Source organism: Streptomyces sp. NPDC007162 (assembly GCF_040634175.1).
Taxonomy (GTDB): domain Bacteria; phylum Actinomycetota; class Actinomycetes; order Streptomycetales; family Streptomycetaceae; genus Streptomyces.
In genome coordinates, this window is record NZ_JBEYFC010000779.1 from 1 (window position 1) to 3,067 (window position 3,067).

General features: G+C 73.0%; 3 protein-coding genes and 1 pseudogene. All 4 read left to right on the plus strand.

What is annotated here, in order from left to right:
* Positions 1–1,593 (plus strand): annotated as a pseudogene (locus ABZ646_RS43760) (hypothetical protein); the annotation flags it as partial.
* 9 nt (positions 1,594–1,602) lie between these two features.
* Positions 1,603–2,016: a roadblock/LC7 domain-containing protein gene (locus ABZ646_RS43765; protein ID WP_003973453.1), complete on the plus strand. Its 414-nt coding sequence runs from the start codon at positions 1,603–1,605 to the stop codon at positions 2,014–2,016.
* 111 nt (positions 2,017–2,127) lie between these two features.
* The gene (locus ABZ646_RS43770) at positions 2,128–2,526 is read left to right on the plus strand and encodes a DUF742 domain-containing protein (protein ID WP_019058642.1); all 399 of its coding nucleotides are present in this window, start codon (positions 2,128–2,130) and stop codon (positions 2,524–2,526) included.
* On the plus strand, positions 2,507–3,067 hold a 561-nt coding region (locus ABZ646_RS43775; RefSeq protein ID WP_360532562.1), incomplete at its 3' end, for an ATP/GTP-binding protein. The genes ABZ646_RS43770 and ABZ646_RS43775, both read left to right, overlap by 20 nt.

Here is a 3,067-nt window from a genome sequence, read left to right on the forward strand (position 1 = left end):
TACATCGGCGGCTCGCAGGACAACAGCTTCCAGTCGCTGACCTTCGGCTACAACGGCTTCGGCCGCCTCAGCGGCGACGAGACCGGCGGCGCGGGCGGCTCGCGCGGTGGCACCCTCGGTGCCGGTGCCGGTCCGCGCGGCCAGGTCGGCGCGGGCCAGGGTCCCCGGGCCGCGCTGCCCGGCGCGGGTCCGAACGGAAACCGGCCCGGTGCGCCCGGCGGTGCCCGCGGCCCGCAGGCTCCGCAGGGCGGCCGCCAGAACGGCGCGGCCTTCGGCAACCAGGACGCGTTCGGCAACCCGCAGGACCCCTTCGGCGGCCAGGACGCCTTCGGCAACCGTGGCCCGGTCCCGCCGCAGCGCGCCGCGAACCCCTCCGACCAGGGCCGCCAGCCGCAGCTCCCGCCGCGCGGCGGTCCGCGGGCCGAGCTGCCCGGTGGCAACCCGCAGGGGGGCCGGCCCAGCTGGAGCGACGACAACGCCCAGCCACCGCTCTCGCGCGCCTCGCTGGACACGCCGCGCGGCCACGACGAGCAGGACCAGGGCCACACCGCGCCGATGCCCCGCATCGACGAGCGGCACGACCTCGGCGCCACCTCGCAGATGCCGGCGATCCCGCAGGGCCCGTCGGCCACCGGCGAGTTCCCGCGCCCGGACTTCACCGTCCCCGGCGGCGCCCAGAACACCGGCTCGTTCCCCCGCCCGAACGGGAACGGCCAGCAGGACACGGGGTCGTTCCCGCGTCCCGGTGCGAACGGCGCGCAGGACACCGGCTCGTTCCCGCGTCCGAACGGGAACGGCCAGCAGGACGCCGGGCCGTTCGTCCGCTCCGACGTCTTCGGCACCCCGGCCGGCCAGCCGGGCGGTCCCCAGAACACCGGCCAGTTCGCCGCTCCGCAGGCCTACGACAACGGCTCCACCGGCCAGTTCGCCACCCCGCCCTTCGACGGCGGCACCACCGGCCAGCACGCGCTGCCCGGCCGCCAGAACGGCTTCGCGGGCAACGGCCAGGGGAACAACGCCCGCAGCATGGACTTCGGCACCGTGCAGCGCCCGCCGGTGCGCCAGGAGCCGGAGGCGCTGCCCCCGGCGAGCGGTCCCGGTGACGGTCGTACCCCGCTGTACGACACGCTGGAGACCAACTGGTTCCACGGCGGCCAGCAGGAGCAGCACCCCCAGGGCAACGGCAACGGCATGCACAACGGGGTCGGCAACGGCAACGGTGCGGCGCCGCTCCCGCCCGCCCCCGTACAGCCGCCGGCCCCCGCGGCCGCGGCCCCCCAGCGTTCCGCGACCAGCTCCTGGCGCCCCTCCCCCAACGACGACCTCGTCCGGCAGGCGGAGCGCGTACGGCAGCCGGCCGCGGGCGGCGTCACCACCTCCGGGCTGCCGCGCCGGGTACCCCGGGCGAACCTCGTCCCGGGTACCGCACAGCAGCAGCAACAGCACCAAGCAGGTCCGCAGGTCTCGCGTTCGCCTGACGACGTTCGCGGCCGGCTGACCAATCTCCGTCGGGGTATCGCGCAGGGCAGGCAGGCCGCACCCGGCCCGCAGACCGGCAGCTTCCCGAGCCCCACTCACCAGCAGGAGCGTTAGTTGAGTCCGATGAGCCAGGCGGCACAGAACCTCAACTGGTTGATCACCAACTTCGTGGACAACACCCCAGGTGTGTCCCACACCGTCGTCGTGTCCGCCGACGGCCTCCTTCTGGCGATGTCCGAAGGCTTCCCGCGTGACCGTGCCGACCAGCTCGCGGCCGTCGCCTCCGGGCTCACCTCGCTGACGGCCGGGGCCTCCCGGATCTTCGAGGGCGGCAACGTGGCGCAGACGGTCGTCGAGATGGAACGCGGCTTTCTCTTCCTGATGTCCGTCTCCGACGGCTCGTCCCTCGCCGTGCTGGCCCACCCGGAGTGCGACATCGGCCTCGTCGGCTACGAGATGGCGCTGCTGGTCGACCGCGCGGGCGCGGTACTCACCCCCGACCTGCGTGCCGAACTGCAAGGCAGTCTGCTCCACTGACAGCCTGGATCCAACCCACCTCACCAAATCACCGTCCGGCCGCCACAACCCCCCCACCGGCCCACGTCAGACGGCTAGCCCGACCGACTTGCTGTCCCGCCCGGAGGAACGATGACCCCGCCCACCGCCTCTCATGATCCGTACGCCGAGCCGTACGGGGACGAGGGCGACCAGCCGCTGGTACGTCCTTACGCGATGACCGGCGGCCGGACCCGGCCGCGCTACCAGCTCGCCATCGAGGCGCTGATCAGCACCACGGCCGACCCGGCAGCGCTCATGGGGCTGCTCCCTGAGCACCAGCGCATCTGCCACCTGTGCCGTGAGGTGAAGTCGGTGGCCGAGGTCTCGGCCCTGCTCGCCATGCCGCTGGGTGTGGCCCGGATCCTGGTGGCCGACCTCGCCGAGGCCGGCCTGGTCGCCATCCACCAGCCGGGCGGCGACGAGAACAACGGCGGCGCTCCGGACGTGACGCTGCTCGAAAGGGTGCTCAGTGGACTTCGCAAGCTCTGACGGAGGCCGGGCCACCACCTCCGCGAAGATCGTGGTGGCGGGCGGCTTCGGCGTCGGCAAGACCACGTTCGTGGGAGCGGTCTCCGAGATCAACCCGCTGCGCACGGAGGCCGTGATGACGTCCGCCTCGGCGGGCATCGACGACCTCACCCACACGGGGGACAAGACCACCACCACGGTGGCCATGGACTTCGGCCGTATCACGCTCGACCAGGACCTGATCCTGTACCTGTTCGGCACCCCCGGCCAGGACCGCTTCTGGTTCATGTGGGACGACCTGGTGCGCGGCGCCATCGGCGCCGTCGTGCTCGTGGACACCCGTCGGCTCGCCGACTGCTTCCCGGCGGTGGACTACTTCGAGAACAGCGGCCTGCCGTTCGTCATCGCGCTCAACGGCTTCGACGGGCACCAGCCCTACACGCCCGAAGAGGTGCGCGAGGCGCTCCAGATCGGGCCGGACGCGCCCATCATCACGACCGACGCCCGACACCGGGCCGACGCGAAGAGCGCGCTGATCACACTGGTCGAGCACGCGCTCATG